At 72.7% G+C, this 18,985-nt stretch carries 16 protein-coding genes; 2 read left to right on the forward strand and 14 right to left on the reverse strand.

What is annotated here, in order from left to right:
* Window positions 1–7: 7 nt before the first annotated feature.
* The 7 genes from HZF07_RS22945 to HZF07_RS22975 all read right to left on the reverse strand — a co-directional run bounded on the left by HZF07_RS22945 (window position 8) and on the right by HZF07_RS22975 (window position 7,132).
* Entirely contained in the window at window positions 8–928 is a 921-nt protein-coding gene (locus tag HZF07_RS22945; RefSeq protein ID WP_157339854.1) for an FAD-dependent oxidoreductase, read from the reverse strand.
* Between the two features lie 45 nt (window positions 929–973).
* Window positions 974–1,498, reverse strand: coding sequence for a ferritin (locus HZF07_RS22950; RefSeq protein ID WP_181645631.1), 525 nt, complete (start codon window positions 1,496–1,498; stop codon window positions 974–976).
* A gap of 28 nt (window positions 1,499–1,526) precedes the next feature.
* A complete protein-coding gene (locus HZF07_RS22955) occupies window positions 1,527–1,721 on the reverse strand; it encodes a hypothetical protein (RefSeq protein WP_181645664.1) in 195 nt (64 codons plus the stop codon).
* Window positions 1,722–1,763: 42 nt separating this feature from the next.
* A complete protein-coding gene (locus HZF07_RS22960; protein ID WP_157339855.1) occupies window positions 1,764–3,248 on the reverse strand; it encodes a PAS domain-containing sensor histidine kinase in 1,485 nt (494 codons plus the stop codon).
* On the reverse strand, window positions 3,245–4,696 hold the full coding sequence (locus tag HZF07_RS22965; protein WP_157339856.1) for a sensor histidine kinase: 1,452 nt from the start codon (window positions 4,694–4,696) through the stop codon (window positions 3,245–3,247). The genes HZF07_RS22960 and HZF07_RS22965 overlap by 4 nt, the downstream gene beginning before the upstream one ends.
* Before the next feature lie 30 nt (window positions 4,697–4,726).
* On the reverse strand, window positions 4,727–6,760 hold the full coding sequence (locus HZF07_RS22970; RefSeq protein ID WP_157339857.1) for a protein meaA: 2,034 nt from the start codon (window positions 6,758–6,760) through the stop codon (window positions 4,727–4,729).
* A gap of 69 nt (window positions 6,761–6,829) precedes the next feature.
* Window positions 6,830–7,132: an STAS domain-containing protein gene (locus HZF07_RS22975; RefSeq protein WP_157339967.1), complete on the reverse strand. Its 303-nt coding sequence runs from the start codon at window positions 7,130–7,132 to the stop codon at window positions 6,830–6,832.
* A 171-nt stretch (window positions 7,133–7,303) separates the two neighbouring features.
* Between HZF07_RS22975 and HZF07_RS22980 the strand changes: the two genes are divergently transcribed.
* The gene (locus tag HZF07_RS22980; RefSeq protein WP_157339858.1) at window positions 7,304–7,876 is read left to right on the forward strand and encodes a cob(I)yrinic acid a,c-diamide adenosyltransferase; all 573 of its coding nucleotides are present in this window, start codon (window positions 7,304–7,306) and stop codon (window positions 7,874–7,876) included.
* Here the strand turns inward: HZF07_RS22980 and HZF07_RS22985 are convergent.
* Together HZF07_RS22985 and HZF07_RS22990 are read right to left on the reverse strand one after the other, a co-directional pair.
* Entirely contained in the window at window positions 7,873–9,045 is a 1,173-nt protein-coding gene (locus HZF07_RS22985) for an MFS transporter (protein ID WP_181645633.1), read from the reverse strand. The genes HZF07_RS22980 and HZF07_RS22985 overlap by 4 nt on opposite strands.
* Window positions 9,046–9,122: 77 nt before the next feature.
* Window positions 9,123–12,425, reverse strand: coding sequence for a BTAD domain-containing putative transcriptional regulator (locus HZF07_RS22990; protein WP_181645634.1), 3,303 nt, complete (start codon window positions 12,423–12,425; stop codon window positions 9,123–9,125).
* Between the two features lie 107 nt (window positions 12,426–12,532).
* Between HZF07_RS22990 and HZF07_RS22995 the strand changes: the two genes are divergently transcribed.
* Window positions 12,533–13,966, forward strand: coding sequence for an FAD-binding oxidoreductase (locus HZF07_RS22995; protein ID WP_157339860.1), 1,434 nt, complete (start codon window positions 12,533–12,535; stop codon window positions 13,964–13,966).
* A 16-nt stretch (window positions 13,967–13,982) separates the two neighbouring features.
* Here HZF07_RS22995 and HZF07_RS23000 read toward each other — a convergent pair whose 3' ends face one another.
* The 5 genes from HZF07_RS23000 to atpA all read right to left on the reverse strand — a co-directional run bounded on the left by HZF07_RS23000 (window position 13,983) and on the right by atpA (window position 18,934).
* Complete coding sequence (locus HZF07_RS23000; protein WP_157339861.1) at window positions 13,983–14,432, reverse strand: DUF2550 domain-containing protein; 450 nt, start codon at window positions 14,430–14,432, stop codon at window positions 13,983–13,985.
* A gap of 97 nt (window positions 14,433–14,529) precedes the next feature.
* Window positions 14,530–14,928: a F0F1 ATP synthase subunit epsilon gene (locus tag HZF07_RS23005; RefSeq protein ID WP_157339862.1), complete on the reverse strand. Its 399-nt coding sequence runs from the start codon at window positions 14,926–14,928 to the stop codon at window positions 14,530–14,532.
* Window positions 14,928–16,382: a F0F1 ATP synthase subunit beta gene (gene atpD / locus HZF07_RS23010; RefSeq protein WP_157339863.1), complete on the reverse strand. Its 1,455-nt coding sequence runs from the start codon at window positions 16,380–16,382 to the stop codon at window positions 14,928–14,930. Before atpD ends, HZF07_RS23005 begins: the two co-directional genes overlap by 1 nt.
* 5 nt (window positions 16,383–16,387) lie before the next feature.
* A complete protein-coding gene (locus tag HZF07_RS23015; protein WP_157339864.1) occupies window positions 16,388–17,296 on the reverse strand; it encodes a F0F1 ATP synthase subunit gamma in 909 nt (302 codons plus the stop codon).
* 6 nt (window positions 17,297–17,302) lie between these two features.
* On the reverse strand, window positions 17,303–18,934 hold the full coding sequence (gene atpA, locus HZF07_RS23020; protein WP_157339865.1) for a F0F1 ATP synthase subunit alpha: 1,632 nt from the start codon (window positions 18,932–18,934) through the stop codon (window positions 17,303–17,305).
* Window positions 18,935–18,985 lie beyond the last annotated feature (51 nt).

Consider the following 18,985-nt stretch of genomic DNA (forward strand, 5'->3'; position numbering starts at 1 on the left):
CGGGGCCCTAGCCGCCGACCAGGCCCACGACCTCCTCCGCGACACCCCAGCTCAGCGTGACACCGGCGCCGCCGTGGCCGTAGCAGTGCACGACGTCGCCGACCCGCTCCAGCCGCACGGACGGGCGCACCGGCCGCAGACCCACGCGGTGCCGCAGCACCCGCGCGCTGCCGATCCCGGGCACCAGGCTCGCCGCCCGCTCGAGGATCTCCGCGGCGGCCGCCGGCGACGGCATCCGGCTCCACTCCCCCTCGACCTCGGTGCCGCCCACCACGACGTCCCGCTCGCGCGGCACGACGTACGTCGGGCCGCTGGCGTCCAGCCACCAGCGGTCCAGCCCGAACTGCTCCAGCACCACGACCTGCCCGCGCACCGGCACCACCGTCCGGTCCGCGCCGAGGCGGCGCGCGCCCAGGCCGGCGCAGTTGACCACCAGCGTCGCGCTCGGCAGCGCCGCCAGGCTGAGGCGCGTGACCGTGCCGCCGAGCGCGTCGACCCGACCCGCGAGCCAGGGCAGGTAGGTCGTCATGTCCGCGACCGGAGCCCGGAAGGACCAGCCACCGGCCCAGCCTGGCGGGACGGTCTCGGCGGCCTCCAGACCCGGCACGCCGGCCCGCCACCAGGGGTCGGCCGCACCGTCCGCGTGGACCTCGGTGCCCGGCACCATGCGGACGCCGGACTCCGGCTCGCCCCCGAGGTCCGGCGACGCCGCGAGCGCGGCGAAGGCGGCGTACGACGCGCGCGCCCACTCGGTCACCCGATCCTGCGGTAGCCCGCGGTAGGGGTACCAGAGCCCCGCCGCGACGGCCGAGGTGGTCTCGGCCGGCAGGTCGCGCGCGACGACGTCGACGCGCAGGCCGGCCTCGAGCAGGCGGACCGCGCAGGTCAGGCCGACCACGCCGGCGCCGACCACGATCACCCGGGACATGTCCGCAGTCTGGCGGTCAGCCGACGGCGCTGTCAGCAGGACGGGTCAGGCGCCGGCCTCGCGCGGGGCGGTCGGGTCCGCGGCCTCGGCGCCCTGCTCGCGGGCGACGTACTCCTCGATGTCCTCGACGTCGTCGATGTTGCGGTTGACGACGGTCAGCAGGTCGCTCATCGTCGCGACCTCCTCGACCTGCTCCTTGATGAACCACTGCATGAACTGCTCGGAGGCGAAGTCGTTCTCCTCGCGGGCGATCTTCAGCAGGCCGTTGATCTGCTCGGTGACCCGGCGCTCCTGGTCCAGCGCGAGCGCGACCGGTGCCACCACGTCCGCGAACTCGTTGACCGGCGCGGCGACGGCCGGGATCTCGACCTCGGCATCGGTGTCGAGGAGGTACTGCACCATCATCATCGCGTGCGCGCGCTCCTCGAGCGCCTGGGCGTAGAAGAACGCGGCCATCTGCGGCATCGTCAGCGCGTCGTAGTGGATCGCGCAGGCGAGGTACTGGTTGTGCGCGGCGAGCTCGTTGCCGATCTGGGTGTTGAGCTGCTCGACGAAGCGGGTTGCGGCCACGGGATCTCCTGGTGGGGCGATGAGGGGGTCAGGCAGCCTTGGCGAGCTTCTTCTTGGAGACCTTCTTGCCGTCGACTCGCACGAGCTTGCGCTTCTTGACCGTATACCCCGAGGGCAGCGTGCCGTCCTTCAGCATCCGCAGCGGGCAGCGGTTGCACTTGGACTTGGACTCGCAGCACTCGAGCTTCGGCAGCTTGCGCACCTGCGACTTGTTCTTCGGCACGCGCGGAAGGCTAACACGCAGTCTTAGGAGAGCCTAACCTCATCAGAGGTCGAGACCGGGCAGCGTCATCCGCAGCCGGGCCCCCACCTCGCCGGGCTCCGGGGGTACGACGACCAGCTGGCCGCCGCAGGACTCCACGACCGACCGCGCGATCGGCAGACCCAGCCCGGCCCCGGGCACCTCGCCGGCGATCGCCGCAGCCCCGCGGGAGAGCCGGCCGAAGATCCGCTCCCGCTCCTCCTGCGGGATGCCCGGGCCGGTGTCGGCGACCTCGAGCCAGGCGCCCCCGGACGCCCATCCGGCCGAGACCTCGACGGTGCCGCCGGCGGGGGTGAACTTCACCGCGTTGGCGACCAGGCAGTCGACCGCGCGGTTGAGCCACCGCTCGTCCGCGCGCACCAGGATCGGCAGGCCGGTCGCGTCGGCGACCAGCGTGAGACCTGCGGTGCGCGCGGCCGGGCCGTAGTCGTGCACGACGTTCTCGACGACGACCATGAGGTCGGCCAGGTCGCCCGCGCCCGAGGCTTCTCCCCGGTCCACGCTGGTGAGCGCCAGCAGGTCCTCGACGAGCGCGTGCTGGCGGCGCGCCCCCCGCGCGATCATGCTGGTGTAGCGCGACAGCCGCTCCTTCAGCACCGGGTCCTCGATGGCCTCGACCTCCTCGGCCAGCATCTCGGCACCCCCGATGACGGAGGTGAGCGGGGTCCGCAGCTCGTGCGACACGTTGGCGAGGAACTGGCTCTTGAGCCGGTCCGACTCGCCCCGCAGGTCCTCGATCTCGGTCACGTCGAGCACCGAGGCCGCCACCAGCACGTCGGCGCCCTGGCCGATCGAGGTGAGCAGCACCCGCACGGGGAAGACCGCGCCGTCGCGGCGACGGGCCACGACCCGGTTGCCCTGGTTCATCACGTGCCGGCTCGCGCGGGCGGCGAACGCGCCGCGCAGGTCCACGTGCGCGTCCCGCTGGTCCGTGGGCACCAGCAGCTCGACCGGCTCGCCGACCATCTGCTCCTCGGCGTACCCGAACATCTCCTCCGCCCGCGCGTTGGCCATCACGATGCGGCCGCTGCCGTCGACGACCAGGTTGCCGCTGTGCACCGTCTCGAGGAAGGCGTTCGCCGCGGAGTCGTCGACGGACGTCCGGTCCAGGACCACGATCGAGAGCAGCGGGTCGTCCCTGCTCGCGGACAGCAGGCGGCACACGACCCGGGTGGGGAACTCCCGGCCGTCGGCGCGCACCCCCCACAGGTTCACGCTGACCGTGCCACCGCCCTCCCCGGCCATCAGACGGCGGTAGACGTGGTCGTAGTCCTCGAACAGCCGGTCCGGGACGAGCACCCGGGCCAGCCCGCCGACGAGCTCGTCGCGCGACCGTCCGAACAGCCGCTCGCAGGACTTGTTGACCAGCACGATCCGCCGGTCGGTGCCCATCAGCAGCCGCGCCTCGTCGGTCTCGTCGAACAACTCGAGCACGGCGGCGCCGAGGCGCTCGCCGAGTACGACGCCGTGGAGTCCCGACGTCGTCATCGGGCGACCTCTGCCAGGGGCAGGCGCAGCCGGAAGCACCCGCCGTGCTCGGCTGCCACCGCCTCGACGTCTCCGCCGGCCGCGCGGATGATCGAGCGGGCGATCGTCAGCCCGAGCCCCGCACCCGGGGTCTCCGCGGCGACCGCGTTGCGGCCCCGGTGGAGCCGCTCGAAGACCTCCTCCTGCTCGCCCTCCGGCACCCCCGGCCCGGTGTCGCGTACCTCCAGCTCCGCGTCGGCGCCGCCGCGGAGGAGCACGGTCACCTGCCCGCCCGGCGGCGTGAACTTCACGGCGTTGTCGACCAGGCAGCCGACCGCGCGGGCCAGCCAGCCCTCCTGGACGGAGACGAGCAGGGCCTCGTCGGTGCCGACCACGTCGAGCACGAGCCCGGCGGCCTCGGCCCGCTCCCGCAGGTGCGCGACGGCGCCCCGGGCGACGACGCCGAGGTCGGCCAGCCCGCTGCCCACGTGCGCCTCCGATGCCTCGATGGAGGTCAGCGCGAGCAGGTCGTCGATGAGCGTGAGCTCGCGCCGCGCGGCGCGCATGATGCGGTCGGCGTACGCCGCCACCTGGCCCCGGGTGTCCAGGTCGTCGAGCGTCGCGAGCACGTCGACCAGCATCTCCGAGCTGGCCATGATCGTCGTCAACGGCGTGCGCAGCTCGTGGGAGACCGTGGCGAGGAACTGTCCGCGCAGCTCGTCGTTGCGCGACATCAGCTCCTCGACGCCGGACAGGTCGCGGATCGTCGCAGACACCAGCACGTTCTCGTCGGTGCCGATCGACGACAGCAGCACCTGGATCGGGAACGTCGAGCCGTCCTTGCGCCGGCCGAGCACCCGGTTGCCGCGGCCCATCGCGTGCCGGCGGGCCCGGCCGGTGAAGCCGTGGCGCAGGCTGTCGTGGGTCGCGCGGGCCGCCTCGGGGACCAGGACCTCGACGGGTCGGTCGACGAGCTCCTCCTCGCGATAGCCGAACAGCGCCTCGACCTGGTCGTTGGCCATCACGATGCGGCCGTCGCCGTCCACGATGACGTTGCCGTCGAGCAGCGCGTCGAGGAGCTCGCGGAACCCGGTGTCGGGGTCGGCGTCGGGCCGCGGCTGGAGGATCAGCGAGACCAGGCGGTCCTCGCCGAGATGGATGAGGCGCGCGGTCAGGAGCACCGGGATCTCGGTGCCGTCCTGGTGGAGGGCGCGCAGGTTCATGCGCACCGCGTCGTGGGAGTCGGTGGCGACCAGGAGCACCCGCAGGCGGGAGTACTCGTCCTGCAGGTGCTCGGGGACCAGCAGCCGCTTCGAGTTGCCGACCACGTCGCTGCGCGACCAGCCGAAGGTCTCCTCGAAGCTGGCGTTGACCAGGACCACGAGCCCATCGGTGTCCATGAGCACGCGCGCGTCCTCGGCGTCCTCGAACAGTCGGAGGAGCGCCTCGCCGGGCGCTGCGTGCCCCATGAGCGGAGTCTAGGGGCAAGCGCGCCCGTCTCAGGGAAGTTGGTGCGCCGCCCGGATGACGTCGACGATGCCGTCCATGATCTCGGTGAGCCCGAAGTCCTTGGGGGTGTAGACGGCGGCGACGCCGAGCTCGCGCAGCCGGCGGCCGTCGGAGTCGGGGATGATCCCGCCGACGATGACCGGCACGTCGTCCAGGCCGGCGGCCCGCAGCCCGTCGAGCACGGCCGGCACCAGCTCCATGTGCGAGCCAGAGAGGATCGACAGGCCGACGCAGTGCACGTCCTCGGCGACCGCCGCGGCCACGATCTGCTCCGGCGTGAGCCGGATGCCCTGGTAGATCACCTCGAACCCCGCGTCACGGGCGCGCACGGCGACCTGCTCGGCGCCGTTGCTGTGCCCGTCGAGCCCGGGCTTGCCCACCAGCAGCCGCAGCCGGCCTCCCGGTCGGCCGGCCAGCTCGGCGCCGGTCTCCTGCACCCGAGCGCGGACCGCGGCCAGCTCCTCGCCGGCCGCGCCGGCCTGGGCGCCCACGCCCACGGCGCCGCTGACGCCGGTCGGTCCGCGGTACTCCCCGAACACCTCGCGCAGGGTGGCCGCCCACTCCCCCGTGGTCGCGCCGGCCCGCACGGCGGCCAGCGTGGGCTCCATCAGGTTGGCGTCGGTCTTGGCGGCGGCGGCGAGCGCCTCGAGCGCCGCGGCGACCGCGGCGTCGTCGCGCTTCGCCTTCCACGCCTCGACGCTGGCGATCGCGGTGCGCTCGGCCTCCGGGTCGGCGGCCATGATCGCGCCGTCGAGGTCGGCGGTCAGCGGCGAGGGCTCGGTGGTCTCGTACCTGTTGACGCCGACGATGACCTCGTCGCCCGACTCGATGCGGGCCCGGCGGGCGGCGTGCGAGGACACGAGCTCCTGCTTCATGTACTCGACGGCGGCGATCGCGCCACCCATCGCCTGCACCCGGTCGATCTCGGCCCTCGCGCCCTCGACCAGCTCGGCGACCTTCGCCTCGATGACGTGCGAGCCGTCGAAGATGTCGTCGTACTCGAGCAGGTCGGACTCGAAGGCCAGCACCTGCTGGAGCCGCAGCGACCACTGCTGGTCCCAGGGCCGCGGCAGGCCGAGCGCCTCGTTCCACGCGGGCAGCTGCAGCGCGCGGGCGCGGGCGTTCTTGGACAGCGTCACGCCGAGCATCTCGAGCACGATGCGCTGCACGTTGTTCTCCGGCTGCGCCTCGGTGAGGCCGAGGGAGTTGACCTGCACGCCGTAGCGGAAGCGGCGCATCTTCGGGTCCTGCACGCCGTAGCGGTCGCGGGTGATCTCGTCCCACAGCTGCACGAAGGCCCGCATCTTGCAGGTCTCCTCGACGAAGCGCACGCCGGCGTTGACGAAGAAGGAGATGCGGCCGACCACCTTCTCGAAGTCGTCCGCCGAGACCTGGCCGGCGTCCTTGACCGCGTCGAGCACCGCGATCGCGGTGCTCAGCGCGAACGCGAGCTCCTGCGTCGGCGTCGCGCCGGCCTCCTGCAGGTGGTAGCTGCAGATGTTGATCGGGTTCCACTTCGGGATCTGGTGGACCGTGTAGGAGATGACGTCGGCGATCAGCCGCATGGAGTGCTCGGGCGGGAACGCGTAGGTCCCGCGGGAGAGGTACTCCTTGATGATGTCGTTCTGGGTGGTGCCGGCGAGCTCGGCGGCGACCTGCTCGGGCGTGAGGTCGGGGTTCTGCTCCTCGGCGACCACCTGGTACATCGCCAGCAGCCACATCGCCGTGGCGTTGATCGTCATCGACGTGTTCATCGCGGTGAGCGGGATGTCCTCGAAGAGCCGCCGCATCTCGCCGAGGTGCGGGACCGGGACACCGACCTTGCCGACCTCGCCGCGCGCGAGCGGAGAGGCGGGGTCGTAGCCGGTCTGCGTCGGCAGGTCGAAGGCCACCGACAGGCCGGTCTGGCCCTTGGCGAGGTTGGTGCGGTAGAGCGCGTTCGACGCGGCGGCGGTGGAGTGGCCGGCGTACGTGCGCATCACCCAGGGCTTGTCCTTGGCGTGGCTGGCCTTCTCGACGGTCATACGACGGAGGGTAGGCCGACGCCTACCGATTGGTAACCGGTCTGCCGTGTGGGGTATCCGACACGCCGCTCAGGCGCTGGCGCTCGCCCGCTCGACCTCGACGACGCGGATCAGGTGCGAGAGGTGCAGCAGCCGGCGTACGGCGGGGCCGCAGCCGCGCAGCGTGAGGTGGTGGCCCGAGCGGGCGGCCTGCCGGGTCGCGGCGGCGAGCACCTTCAGCGCGGTCAGGTCGATCGAGGTGACCTCGGTGAGGTCGACCACGACGTCCTCGTCGTGGCCCTCGAGGCGCTCGTAGATCGCGGTGCGGACCTCCATCGTGCTGCGCACGTCGAAGTCACCACTGAGAAGGATCGTCGGTCCGTCGGTGATCATCTCCACGCTGTGCCCCGTCTCTGTGCGCGTCCGGCGCCTCACCTGTCACTCACTATGACGCCGGCGACGCCGGATTGGTTGCCTCGGAGCTCGAGATATTCCGTCGTGTCGTGTCCCGATCTGCCCGTACCCCGGCCTTCTGGGGCACCGGCACGGGTCTAGGCTCGCGCCATGGTGAACCTGACCCGGATCTACACGCGCACGGGCGATGCCGGGGAGACCCGCCTGGGCGACATGAGCGTGACCACCAAGACCGACCTGCGGCTCGCGGCGTACGCCGACGTCGACGAGGCCAACGCGCACATCGGCGTGGCGCTCGCCCAGGGCTCGCTCGAGGACGACGTCGTCGCGGTGCTGACCCGGGTGCAGAACGACCTGTTCGACGTCGGCGCGGACTTCTGCACGCCGGTCGTGCCCGACCCGGAGTACCCGCCGCTGCGGGTCGAGCAGGACTACGTCGACCGCCTCGAGGGCTGGTGCGACACCTACAACGAGGCGCTTCCCAACCTGCGCTCCTTCATCCTCAACGGCGGTACGCCGGGGGCCGCGCTGCTGCACGTGGCGCGCACCGTCGTCCGGCGGGCCGAGCGCTCCGCGTGGGCCGCCTACGAGGTGCACGCCGAGACCATGAACCCGCTGGCGATCACCTACCTCAACCGGCTCTCCGACCTGGTGTTCATCCTGGCCCGGCACGCCAACCGCGAGCGCGGCGACGTCCTGTGGGTGCCCGGGGGCGAGCGCTAGGGGGTCGCGGCCGGGATCTGCTCCCGCTCCCGGGCGGCGAAGACCGTGATCGCGGCCGGCACCATCAGCCCCGCGATGACCAGCAGCGTCTCCAGCGTGCCGATGTGGTCGGCCAGCAGGCCGAGCAGCGGCGGACCGGCCAGGAACGCCGTGTAGCCGATCGTCGAGACCGTGCTGACCCGGCGGGCGGCGCGCAGCGGGTCGTCCGCGGCGGCGCTCATGCCGACCGGGAAGCCGAGCGAGGCGCCGAGACCCCAGGTGACGATGCCGACGCCGACGAGCACGACGTTGCCGCCGAAGACGATCAGCAGGATGCCCACGAACGCCGCGGCGGCGCTGCCCCACAGGACCGGCGAGCGGCCGTAGCGGTCGAGGACGACCGGCCCGTAGAGCCGCCCGGCCACCATCGAGGACACGAAGACCGTGAAGCCGGCGACGCCGACCCAGTGGCGGACGTCGTACCCGTCGATCAGCGCGAGCGAGAGCCAGTCGTTGGCGGCGCCCTCGGAGAGCGCGAACGCCATCACCATGACGCCGATGGCCAGGGTCCGCGGCTCGCGCCAGGGCGACCAGGACCCGGCCGGTGGCTTGTCGGGGTGCTCCTCCTGCGCCGGGAGGTAGGTCGCCGCGGCGCGCCAGGCCGCCACCGCGGCCAGGGCGGCGAAGACCGGCACGTGCAGCATCAGGGGTGCGTGGATCGCGGCCATCGGGATGCCGACGCCGGCGCCGGCGAACGCACCGAAGCTCCAGCCCGCGTGGAACCGCGGCATGATCGTGCGACCGAGCTGGCGCTCCACCTCGGCGGCCTCGACGTTCATCGAGACGTCCCAGGTCGCGATGCCGATGCCGTCGACGAAGAGGCCGACGGCGGCGAGCGCGATCAGGTCCGTGACGACCCCGAGCATGCCGACCGTCAGGCCGACCGCGACGAGGACCGCGCCGAAGCGGGTCACGGTCGCGGCGCTGAAGCGGTCGATGAGCCGGCCGCTGAGCGGCAGGGCGATCACCGAGCCGATGGAGATCGCGAGCAGCAGGAGCCCGAGCGCGGCGTTGTCGAGGCCGAGCCCGCTGCGGATGTCGGGCAGTCGGGAGACCATCGTCGCGAAGCAGAAGCCGTTGAGGGCGAAGCTCGCGGCGACCGCGTTGCGGGTGTGGAGCAGGGACGTCACGGCCCTAGGGTTCCCGATCCGCCCGGGCTGCGCCAAATGCCCATCTTGACCGGTCCAGAACCTGGGACGGGTCAGCGTCAGAACCCGTGCTCGGCGCGCAGGGTCCGGAGCCACTCCGCGACCAGCGGCACGTCCCAGGCGCCGGCCAGCGCGAGCGCGTCGTCGGCGTGCCGGGCCGCCAGGTCGCGCTCCCCCGTCGCGGCCGCCGCCAGCGCGAGGTAGCTGTCGACCGGGCCGAGCGCGAGCGTGGAGCCGGCGCAGGTGCTCAGCCCGGCGAACGGCGCGAGCCGGGCGTAGGCGTCGGCGGCCAGCGCGGGCTCGCCGAGGTAGAGCGCCAGCTCCGCCGCGTGCGCCCAGGCCAGCAGCGAGATGTCGTTGTCGTGGTCGAGGGGCGCGCCGCGCTCGGCGTACACCGCGCGCGCCCTGCCGGGCTCGCCGGCGCGCCAGAGGTAGACCGCGATGCTCGCCGCGAAGGGGTACGCCGACTCGTCGAAGGCCTCGAGCACCGGCACCATCTCGCCGGGCCGCCCCTGCCACAGCCGCACGGCGAGCAGCGCTGCGGCGAGCGTCTCGTCGACGTTGCTGTGCGACATCTGGCGGCCGAGGTGCTGCAGGTGCTCGAGCAGCCGCTCGCACTCGTCGAACCGTCCGGCCATCGCGCGCCAGGGGATCTCGAGCCCGCCGAGCACCAGCTCGCCGAAGAGGATGCGCTGCTCCTGCGCCGCGGCGCGGGCGGCGTCGACGGCGGGCCACATCTCGTCGGTGCGGCCGAGCTCGCTGAGCGCCGCCGCCAGCAGGGTCGAGCAGACGACGACCGCCCGGTCGCTGCGGGTCCGGTGGGCCAGGTCGAGCGCCTCGCGCGCGAGCACCAGCCGCTCGGCGGCGGTCCGGACGTGCCAGAGCGAGACGAACACCGCCTGGCAGGCGTGCATGAGCAGCCGCGGGTCGTCGAGCCGGCGCGCCATCGCGAGGCCCTCGTCGGTCAGGGCGCGGCGCTCCGCCCAGCCGACGGTGTCGTAGAGCTCGTTGGCCAGGGCGAGCATCGTGCGGCAGCGCAGCTCGCTGTCCTCGGGCGGCAGCCGGTCCAGGCCGCTGCGGAGCGCATCGACGACCTCCTCGTTGATAGAGCCCGGGGCGCCGGACCGCCAGAGCACGCCCTCGGTGGTCGACATCGCCGCCCGGGCCACCGCCTCGGGGTCGTCGAGCCGCTTGCCGATCTCGATCGCCTGCTCGACGGTCGCGACCAGGTCGGGCAGCTGGGCGGCCCACCGGTAGGCCTCCATGAGCGCCATCAGCACGTCGTACCGGTCCCGCAGGGTCGCCTGGGCGTCGGTCTCCAGCGACACCAGCGCACCCTCGAGCAGCTCGGCGGCCTCGTCGTACGCGTAGAAGCGCCGAGCCAGCGTCGCCGCCTCCACCGCGGAGCGCCACGCGCGGTCGCCGTACGACGGGCCGGCCTCGCGCCAGTGCCGGGCCACCTCGGTCTCGCGCCCGGGCTGGCCGGTGAGCGCCTCGGCGACCCGCGCGTGGGCCCGGGCCCGGCGGCTGGCGCTCATGCCCGAGCGCAGGGTGTCGCGCACCAGCGCGTGGGCGAAGCGGTAGTGGTCGATGCCGTCCTCGCGCACGAGACCGGCGGCCTGGGCGGGCTCGACGACGTCGACCAGGTCGTCCTCGACGATGCCGGTGACGGTCGCGAGCGTGGGCGTGTCGAACTGCCGGCCGATCACCGCGGCGGCGCGCAGCGCCGTCACCGTGCCCTCGGGGAGCCGGAGGAGGCGTCGGTTGAGCACGTCGCTCACCGCGGTGGGCAGCTCGTCGCCCGGGGTGGTCCGGGCTCCGGCCAGGCGCGCGAGCTCGACGAGGAAGAACGGGTTGCCGTCGGTGCGCGCGCGGAGCGCCTCCGCCTCGGGCGCGTCGAGTCCACGCGACGTCACGCCCTCGAAGACGGCGGCCACGTCCCCCGCCGGAAGGCCCTCGAGGTGGAGGCGCAGCGCATGCATCCGGGCCAGCGCCTCGGCGGCCGCCGCCAGCTCGCCGGCCGGCTCGGGGTGGGCCCGCCAGGTGACGAGCACCATCAGCGGCGCCTGGTCGGTGGTCTCGACGAGCAGGCGCAGCACGCGCAGCGTCGAGCTGTCGGCCCAGTGGAGGTCGTCGAGCACCACGAGCGTCGGCTGCTCCACCGCCGCCGCGCGCACCGTGCGGGCGATCCGCTCCCAGGCGCGGAACTGGCCGCCCTCGCCCTCGTCCGAGGGCCCGTCGTCGAGCAGGTCCGCGCCGAGGCCGTCGAGCACGCTCTTCCACGGCCAGAGCGGCGGGGCACCGTCGTCCTGCGAGCACCGCCCGACCAGCACCCGCGTCCCACCGCGGCGGGCGCGCACCACGAGCTCCGCGGCCAGCCGCGACTTCCCGATGCCGGGCTCGCCGGTGAGCACGGCGTACGCCGGGACGCCGGTCGCCGCCCGGTCGAGCAGCCCGGTCAGCGCGGCCAGGTCGGCGTCGCGGCCCGCCATCGGCCAGGGCGCGACCTGCTCCTCGGGCTCGGGCGCGGCGGGGGCAGGGGCGGGTGTCGGAGCCGCGACGGCCGCCCGCTCGGGTGGGACCCAGTCCAGGCCCGGGTCCTGGCGCAGCACCGCGGTCTGGAGCTCGCGCAGCTCGGCCGTCGGCTCCAGGCCGAGCTCGTCGGCGAGCACCTCGCGCACCTGGCGCAGCACGTCCAGCGCGTCGGCCTGCCGCCCGGTCCGGACCAGCGCCAGCGCGCGCAGTCCCCAGAGCCGCTCCCGCAGCGGGTGCGCGGCGGTGAGCGCCTCGAGCTCGGCCACCACGGTCGCGTGCTGGCCCAGCGCCAGCCCGACCGCGGCCCGGTCCTCCTGGGCGACCAGCCGCAGCTCCTCCAGCCGGGCCCGCTCGGCCACCGCGGCGTCGGCGTCGCCGAGCTCGGCGTACGGCGTCCCGCGCCACAGCGCCAGCGCCTCGTCGAGGGAGCCCGCCGTCTCCTCGAGCTGCGCGGCCGTCGCGTCGCCGCCCGCGAGCAGCCGGTGCGCGTCCTCGACGGCGCGCTCGAAGCGCGCCACGTCCAGGGAGTCGGCGGCGGTCCGCAGCGCGTAGCCCGGCGCCACGGTCACCAGCACGGTCGCCGGCGCGCGGCGCGGGCGGTCGGGCTCGAGCACCCGGCGCAGCTGCGAGACGTAGCCCTGGAGCGTGGCCCCGACCGCGCCGGGCGGTGCGTCCCCCCAGAGCAGGTCGACGATCGCGTCGACCGAGACGGCGCGCCCGCGCGAGAGCGCGAGCGCCGCCACGAGCGAGCGCTGCTTGGGGGTGCCGAGGTCGACCGGCGCGCCGTCCAGCGCGACCGCGACCGGGCCGAGGACCGACACCTCCACGACCGGCAGCGTAGCGACTGGGAGCGCGCTCCCAGTCGACCCGAAGCCATCTCCAAGTCCCGGGGTCCATCGTCTGACCACCGATCACCGACGAAGGAGTCACCCCCATGACCATCGAGCTCGACGCCACCAGCGTCTCCGGCACCGATCTCCCCGCGGCCGACGCCCTGCGCGGCCTGCTCGGCGGCCGCGTCCACCTCCCCGGCGACCCCGGCTACGACGCGGCCCGGACGCCCTGGAACTTCGCGGTCGACCAGCGGCCCGCCGCTGTTGCCCTCCCCCGCACCGCCGCCGAGGTCGGCGCGGTCGTCCGGGTCGCGACCGAGGCCGGCCTCCGGGTCGCCCCGCAGAGCACCGGTCACAACGCCGGGCCGCTGGCGGCCCAGGGCCTCGACGACGTCGTCGTGGTCCGCATGTCCGAGATGGGCACCGCGATCGCCGACCCGACCCGTGGCATCGTCCGGGTCGAGGGCGGCGCGATCTGGGAGCCCGCCGTCGACGCCGCCGCGGCCCACGGCCAGGCCGTGCTGCACGGCTCCTCCCCCGACGTCGGCATCGCCGGCTACTCGCTCGGCGGCGGGATCGGCTGGTACGCCCGCAAGCTCGGCCTCGCCGCCAACAGCCTCACCGCGGTCGAGGTCGTCGTCGCCGACGGCAGCCTCGTGCGGGCCGACGCCACCACCAACGCCGAGCTCTTCTGGGCGCTGCGCGGCGGCGGCGGCAACTTCGGTGTCGTCACCGCGCTCGAGTTCAAGATGTACGACATCCAGACGGCGTACGCAGGCTTCCTGATGTGGGACCTCGCCGACATCGAGCCGGTGCTGCGCGAGTGGGCCACGTGGGCGCCGCAGGCGCCGGACGAGGTGACCACCTCGTTCCGGGCGATGCGGCTGCCGGAGATGCCGGACCTGCCCGACTTCCTGAGCGGCCGGCAGCTGGTCGTCATCGACGGGGCCGTCCTCGGCTCCGACGAGCGCGGCGAGGAGCTGCTCGCCGGCCTCCGCGCGCTGCGGCCGACGATGGACACGTTCGAGCGGGTCCCCGCCAAGTCCCTGGTGCGGCTGCACATGGACCCGGAGGGCGGCGCGCCGTTCGCCTCGGACTCGATCATGCTCGGCTCGTTCCCGGACGCCGCGGTCGACGCGTTCATCGCCGAGGCCGGCCCGGACGCGACCACGTCCCTGATGATGGCCGAGCTCCGCCAGCTCGGTGGGGCGCTCGGCCGGGCCCACGAGGGCGGCGGCGTGCTCAACCGGCTCGACGCGCAGTTCCTGACCTTCGGCGGCGGCCTGGCCCTCGGCCCGGAGATGGGCGCCCAGGCACACGCCGACGCGGTCCGGCTCAGCCAGGCGCTGGCGCCGTTCGACAACGGCCGGCAGTACTCCAACTTCGCCGAGAACCCGGTCGACACCCGGTCGATCTACTCCGCCGACACCTGGAGGCAGCTCACCGGCATCCGCAGCGCGGTCGACCCGCACGGGGTGTTCGCGGCCAACCACCGCATCCCGCGCCTCTTCGAGGACGGTCGGCCCACCGCGTAAGGCCGACTCGGCATTTCTAGCGGGCCGGGCGGGTCCAGTCGGTGCCGGGTGGCCCGGCCTCGAGCCAGGACTGGAAGCCCACGAGGGACGAGGCCGACATCGCGAGCTCGACCGGGCCGTCGGGCGTGGCGCACCGGACGACCACGTGGTCGGGGTAGAGCGAGAGCTCCTCGGGCCCCTCGGGGCTCCGGGTGTCGACGTAGGTGAGGGTCGCGCGCTCGAGCACCTGCTTGGGGCCGGGCCACAGCGAGAAGTAGCGGAACCACTCCAGGGTCTCCCCGGAGTAGCGACCGAGCCCCAGCAGCCAGCCGCGCCCGGCATGCACATGACGGACGCGGAAGCTGAGCTCGAAGGTGCCGCCGTGGCGGGAGAGCAGCCGCCGGCGGACGATGAGGCCGGCACCGAAGAGCAGGACGAGGACGAGCAGCACACCAGCGGCGTCGAGCAGCCACTGCCACGCCGGCATCCATCCTCCCTCCGCCTACGGCCCCCCAAATGCGCGTCGGGGTGGGTGCCACCCTAGCGGCACCCACCCCGGCGGCGTACGTCGGGCTACCCGTCGGTCAGGAGGACTTCTCGACCGCCCGGATCCGAGCCTCGGCACGGCGCAGACGGCGCTCGGCGTCGTCGTTCGCGCCCATCAGGCCGCGGGCCTCCTCGAGCTCGGAGCGCGCCTTGTCGACGTCGATCTCCTCGGGGAGCTGGGCGTGGTCGGACAGGATCGAGACCCGGTCGTTGGCGACGGAGATGAACCCGCCGTCGACGACCGCGACGACGACACCGGCGTCCGGGGTCGAGATCTCGACGACCGCGTCGGTCAGCAGCGACAGCAGCGGCGCGTGGCCCCGCAGGACGCCGACATCACCCTCGATGGTGCGGGCGATGACCATATCCGCCTGGCCGGACCACACGGTGCGGTCCGGCGCGACGAGCTCGACGTGGAGCAGGCCGTCGGCAGCCATCAGAGGCTCTTCTGGATCTCGGCCCACTTCTGCTCGACGTCGTCCAGACCGCCGCACATGAAGAAGGCCTGCTCGGCCACGTGGTCGTACTCGCCGTCGGCGATCTTGTTGAACGCCTCGATGGTGTCGGCCACCGGCACGGTCGAGCCCTCGATGCCGGTGAACTGCTTGGCGACGTAGGTGTTCTGGGACAGGAACCGCTGGATGCGGCGGGCCCGGGACACGATGATCTTGTCCTCTTCGGAGAGCTCGTCGACACCGAGGATCGCGATGATGTCCTGGAGCTCCTTGTTGCGCTGCAGGATCTGCTTGATGCGGATCGCGCAGTTGTAGTGGTCCGCCCCGATGTACTGCGGGTCGAGGATCCGCGACGTCGAGGTCAGCGGGTCCACGGCCGGGTAGATGCCCAGCGACGCGATCTCGCGCGACAGCTCCGTGGTCGCGTCGAGGTGCGCGAACGTGGTCGCCGGGGCCGGGTCGGTGTAGTCGTCGGCCGGCACGTAGATCGCCTGCATCGAGGTGATCGAGTGGCCGCGCGTCGAGGTGATCCGCTCCTGGAGCGTGCCCATCTCGTCGGCGAGGTTCGGCTGGTAGCCCACCGCGGACGGCATGCGGCCGAGCAGCGTGGACACCTCGGAGCCGGCCTGGGTGAACCGGAAGATGTTGTCGATGAAGAGCAGCACGTCCTGGCTCTGCACGTCGCGGAAGTACTCCGCCATCGTCAGCGCGGACAGGGCGACCCGCAGGCGGGTGCCCGGCGGCTCGTCCATCTGGCCGAACACCAGGGCGGTCTGGCCGAGGACGCCGGCCTCCTCCATCTCGACCATCAGGTCGTTGCCCTCACGGGTGCGCTCGCCGACACCGGCGAACACCGACACACCACCGTGGTCGCGGGCGACGCGCGCGATCATCTCCTGGATGAGCACGGTCTTGCCGACGCCGGCACCACCGAAGAGGCCGATCTTGCCACCCTGGACGTACGGCGTGAGCAGGTCGATGACCTTGATGCCGGTCTCGAACATCTGGGTCTTCGACTCGAGCTGGTCGAACGCCGGGGCCTTGCGGTGGATGCCCCACCGCTCGTTGACCTCGAAGGTCTCGCCCTCGGCCAGGTTGAGCACGTCGCCGGTGGTGTTGAACACCTTGCCGAGCGTCGCGTCGCCGACGGGCACCGTGATCGGGCCGCCGGTGTCGGACACCTGCGCACCGCGGACCAGGCCGTCGGTCGGCTTCAGCGAGATGGCACGGACCATGCCGTCACCGATGTGCTGGGCGACCTCGAGCGGCAGCACCGTGGTCTCACCGGAGAGGGTGAGCTCCACCTGGAGCAGGTTGTACATCTCGGGCATCGCGTCGCTCGGGAACTCGATGTCGACCACCGGGCCGATCACCCGGGCGATGCGGCCGACGCCGCGGGCGCCGGTCTCCTGGGTCTCTTCGATCGTTGCAGTCATGTCTTTCACTCACTCCCGGCTTGGGCGTCGGCGAGCGCGTTGACGCCTCCGACGATCTCGCTGATTTCCTGGGTAATGCCGGCCTGGCGGGCCTGGTTGGCGATTCGCGTGTACTTCTTGATGAGCTCTTGCGCGTTGTCGGTCGCCGACTTCATCGCCTTCTGGCGCGCGGCCAGCTCGGACGCGGCCGACTGGAGCAGCGCGAAGAAGATGCGGCTCTCGACGTACCGCGGCAGCAGCGCGTCGAGCACCGCCTCGGCGGAGGGCTCGAACTCGTAGAGCGGCAGCACCTCGGTCGACTCGGGCCGCTCCTCGCCCTCGACGACCTCGAGCGGCAGCAGCCGCACCGCGGTGGGCTCCTGCGTCAGCATCGAGCGGAACCGGGTGAACACGACGTGCACCTCGTCCACGCCCTGCTCGTCCTCGTCGAGGAACGCCTCGATCAGCGCGGCGCCGATCTCCGAGGCCGCCTGGTGCGACGGCTGGTCGGAGAAGCCGGTCCACGCGTTCTCGATCGCGCGGCCGCGGAACTTGAAGTACGCCTCGCCCTTGCGCCCGGCGATGTAGACGGCGACGTCCTTGCCCTCGCCCCGCAGCTTCTCGATCAGCCGCTCGGCCTCCTTGAGCACGCTCGAGGAGTAGGCGCCGGCGAGGCCCCGGTCGCTGGTCACGATCAGGATCGCGGCCCGCTTCGGGTCCTCCGGCTCGGTGGTCAGGGCGTGGTCGACGTTGGAGTACGTCGCGACCGCGGAGATCGCCCGGGTGAGCTCCCGGGCGTACGGCGCAGCGGACTGCGCCCGCTGCTGCGCCTTGATGATGCGGGACGCAGCAATGAGCTCCATGGCGCGCGTGATCTTCTTCATCGACTCCGTCGACTTGATCCGCGCGCGGTACTCACGCAGCGATACGGCCATCTGGGATCAGCCCCGCTTCTGCTTGACGATCTGCTCCTGCTCCTCGTCCTCCAGCGCCTCGACCGGGGCCTCGTGGCCCACCTTGATCGAACCGCCCTCGGAGGTCTCGAACTGGTCGAGGAAGGAGTCATAGGCAGACTCGAGCGACTCCTCGTCCTCGAACTTCAGCGTCTCCCGGATGCCGGCGAGGATGCCCTCGTGCGAGCGCTTGAGGTAGTCGAGGAACTCCTGCTCGAAGCGGAGCACGTCGCCGACGGGGACCTTGTCCAGCCGGCCGGTGGTGCCCAGCCACAGCGAGACCGTCATGTCCTCGAGGTTGTACGGCGAGTACGCCGGCTGCTTGAGGAGCGCCATCAGGCGCTGGCCGCGGTCGAGCTGCTGGCGCGAGGCCGCGTCGAGGTCGGAGGCGAACATCGCGAAGGCCTCCATCGCGCGGAACTGCGCGAGGTCGACCTTGAGCGAGCCGGTGACGGCCTTCATGGCCTTCGTCATCGCGGCACCACCCACGCGGGACACCGAGACGCCGACGTCGATCGCGGGGCGCTGGTTGGCCGCGAACAGGTCCGACTGCAGGAAGATCTGGCCGTCGGTGATCGAGATGACGTTGGTCGGGATGAACGCCGAGACGTCGTTGGCCTTGGTCTCGATGATCGGCAGGCCGGTCATCGAGCCCGCGCCGAGGTCGTCGGACAGCTTCGCGCAGCGCTCCAGCAGGCGGGAGTGCAGGTAGAAGACGTCGCCCGGGTAGGCCTCACGGCCCGGCGGGCGGCGCAGCAGCAGCGACACGGCGCGGTAGGCCTCGGCCTGCTTGGTCAGGTCGTCGAAGACGATCAGGACGTGCTTGCCGTCGTACATCCAGTGCTGGCCGATGGCCGAGCCGGTGTACGGCGCGAGGTACTTGAAGCCCGCGCTGTCGGACGCCGGGGACGCCACGATCGTGGTGTACTCCAGCGCGCCGGCCTCCTCGAGGGCGCCACGCACGGAGGCGATGGTCGAGCCCTTCTGGCCGATCGCCACGTAGATGCAGCGCACCTGCTTCTCCGGGTCACCGGAGTCCCAGTTCTGCTTCTGGTTGATGATCGTGTCGATCGCGATCGTGGTCTTGCCGGTCGCGCGGTCACCGATGATCAGCTGGCGCTGGCCGCGGCCGATCGGGGTCATCGAGTCGATGGCCTTGATGCCGGTCGCGAGCGGCTCGTGCACCGACTTGCGCTGGACCACGCTGGGCGCCTGCAGCTCGAGGGCGCGGCGGCCGGTGGTCTCGATCTCGCCGAGGCCGTCGATCGGGGTGCCGAGCGGGTCGACCACGCGGCCGAGGTAGCCGTCGCCGACGGGGACCGAGAGGATCTCGCCGGTACGGCGGACCGTCTGGCCCTCCTCGATCTTGTCGAAGTCACCGAGGACGACCACGCCGATCTCGCGGGTGTCCAGGTTGAGAGCGATGCCCAGCGTGCCGTCCTCGAACTCCAGCAGCTCGTTGGCCATCGCCGAGGGCAGGCCGCTGACGCGCGCGATGCCGTCGCCGGCCTGCGCGACCGTGCCGACCTCCTCCTTGGCGGCGGCGTCGGGCTGGTACTCGGAGACGAACCGCTGCAGCGCGTCCCGGATCTCGTCCGGACGGATCGAAAGCTCCGTCATATCTGCGTCCCTACTCTCTTGGGCTCTGGTGTTCGGGTGATCTACGTGGGT

It is taken from the genome of Nocardioides agri (assembly GCF_013778305.1).
In the GTDB taxonomy this organism is placed as follows: Bacteria; Actinomycetota; Actinomycetes; order Propionibacteriales; family Nocardioidaceae; genus Nocardioides; species Nocardioides agri.

Bases quoted from the DNA above. Each gene is read 5' to 3' on its own strand.
- HZF07_RS22945 (WP_157339854.1), bottom strand. From the start codon at position 928: ATGTCCCGGGTGATCGTGGTCGGCGCCGGCGTGGTCGGCCTGACCTGC.
- HZF07_RS22960 (WP_157339855.1), bottom strand. From the start codon at position 3,248: ATGACGACGTCGGGACTCCACGGCGTCGTACTCGGCGAGCGCCTCGGC.
- HZF07_RS22965 (WP_157339856.1), bottom strand. From the start codon at position 4,696: ATGGGGCACGCAGCGCCCGGCGAGGCGCTCCTCCGACTGTTCGAGGAC.
- HZF07_RS22970 (WP_157339857.1), bottom strand. From the start codon at position 6,760: ATGACCGTCGAGAAGGCCAGCCACGCCAAGGACAAGCCCTGGGTGATG.
- HZF07_RS22975 (WP_157339967.1), bottom strand. From the start codon at position 7,132: ATGATCACCGACGGACCGACGATCCTTCTCAGTGGTGACTTCGACGTG.
- HZF07_RS22980 (WP_157339858.1), top strand. From the start codon at position 7,304: ATGGTGAACCTGACCCGGATCTACACGCGCACGGGCGATGCCGGGGAG.
- HZF07_RS22995 (WP_157339860.1), top strand. From the start codon at position 12,533: ATGACCATCGAGCTCGACGCCACCAGCGTCTCCGGCACCGATCTCCCC.
- HZF07_RS23000 (WP_157339861.1), bottom strand. From the start codon at position 14,432: ATGCCGGCGTGGCAGTGGCTGCTCGACGCCGCTGGTGTGCTGCTCGTC.
- HZF07_RS23005 (WP_157339862.1), bottom strand. From the start codon at position 14,928: ATGGCTGCCGACGGCCTGCTCCACGTCGAGCTCGTCGCGCCGGACCGC.
- atpD (WP_157339863.1), bottom strand. From the start codon at position 16,382: ATGACTGCAACGATCGAAGAGACCCAGGAGACCGGCGCCCGCGGCGTC.
- HZF07_RS23015 (WP_157339864.1), bottom strand. From the start codon at position 17,296: ATGGCCGTATCGCTGCGTGAGTACCGCGCGCGGATCAAGTCGACGGAG.
- atpA (WP_157339865.1), bottom strand. From the start codon at position 18,934: ATGACGGAGCTTTCGATCCGTCCGGACGAGATCCGGGACGCGCTGCAG.